The sequence below is a fragment of the Paraburkholderia phenazinium genome (genome assembly GCF_900100735.1).
Lineage (GTDB): Bacteria > Pseudomonadota > Gammaproteobacteria > Burkholderiales > Burkholderiaceae > Paraburkholderia > Paraburkholderia phenazinia.
Genome location: NZ_FNCJ01000049.1, coordinates 1 through 1,702 on the forward strand (window position 1 = coordinate 1; position 1,702 = coordinate 1,702).

At 67.9% G+C, this 1,702-nt stretch carries 1 protein-coding gene; it reads left to right on the forward strand.

Annotated features, from left to right (window positions below; genetic code table 11):
- The coding region (locus tag BLQ92_RS39105; RefSeq protein ID WP_244896725.1) for a condensation domain-containing protein at positions 1 to 1,702 on the forward strand (1,702 nt) is incomplete at both ends.

Sequence of the window (1,702 nt, forward strand, 5' to 3'; positions counted from 1 at the left end):
TTCCCGCTGACGCCGAACGGCAAGCTCGACCGCCGCGCATTGCCCGCACCTGAAGCAGTGGCGAACGCCGCGCAGGCCGTCGCACCTTCGACGCCCGCCGAGGCAACCTTGCTCGCCGTCTGGCGCGCCGTGTTGCGGCGTGATGACATCGGTGTGACCGACAACTTCTTCGTGATCGGCGGCGACTCGATCCTGAGCCTGCAAATTGTCTCGAGGGCGCGCGACGCTGGTCTGCACGTCACGCCGCGCACGGTGTTCGAAGCGCCGACCGTGCAGCAGCTCGCACGCGCAGCGCGACCGGTTTCGGCATCGCCAGCCGCAGCCGAACCGCTGCCTGGCACGAGCGGGTCGGAGTCGTCCGATCTGTGGCGCGCGCTCGGCCTCACACCCGAACACATCGAAGACGTCTATTCGGCGACACCGCTGCAAGGCGGCTTGCTCTATCACACGCTCGCGGAACCGGAGCAGGGCGCGTATCTCAACCAGATGTGCGTGACGCTGTCCGGCGCGCTTGACATCGCCGCGATGCAAGACGCCTGGCAGGCCGCGCTCGAACGTCACGCGATCCTGCGTACGGCCTTCGGATGGCAGCACGGCGGCACGGTGATGCAGATCGTCCATCGCAAGATCGCGTTGCCGTTCGCGACACACGACTGGTCCAGTGCACCGGATTACGACGCGCGCCTCGCCGACTGGCGTGCGCGCGATCTCGCCGATGGCATTGCGCCGGATGTGGCGCCACTGATGCGCGTCGCGCTCTTCCTTCGCGACGCGCAAACGGCCGACCTCGTTTGGACTCACCATCATCTGTTGCTCGACGGCTGGAGCGTCTCGCTGCTGTTCGCCGAAATCCTGCGCGACTACCGGGCTCGCACGGGCGGTGCGGCCGTGAACTTCGAAGCGGCGCCGGCGTATCGCGGTTACGTCGACTGGATTCTCAAGGCGGTAGATGATCCCGCGACGCAAGCGTGGTGGCGCACGCGGGCTGAACGGGTCGATGATCCGGCGACGCTGACCGCGAGCCTTGGCGTGCCGCGCGCGACTGAGCGGGGCACGCACGCGCGGCGCCGCGCACTCGACGAAACGCTCACCGCGCGGTTGCAGGCAGCGGCGCGCCGCCACGAAATCACGCTCAACACGCTGATGCAGGGCGCCTGGGCCGTACTGCTCGCGCGCTACGGACACCGGCGCGGCGTCGCGTATGGCACGACGCTCGCGGGACGGCCGGCGCATCTGCCTGGTGTCGAACGGATGCTGGGGCTCTTCATCAATACGCTGCCGGTGTGGGTCGATGTGGACGTGACGGTGGATGTCGGCGCGTGGCTGCGCAAGCTGCAAGGCGAACTGACCGAACTACGGCAGCACGAACACACGCCGCTCGCGCGCGTGCAGCAGTGGACGGGGCGTAGCGGCGACGCCTTGTTCGACAGTATTGTCGTGTTCGAAAACTATCCCGTCGAAGCCGGGAGCGACGCCGACGCGAGCCTGAAGGTCCAGTCGCTCGACTCGGTCGACCCGACGCATTACCCGCTCGCGCTGGCGATCATTCCGCGCAGGCAGGCGCTTTCGCTCGAATGGGCGTGGGACGGCGAGCGGATCGATCGCGAGACTGTCGAGCGGATTGCCTCGCAGTACGAAGCGATTCTGGCGCAGATGGCGGAGGGCGTGGAGCGGCGGGTTGGTGCGCTGATGCTGCCGGCGG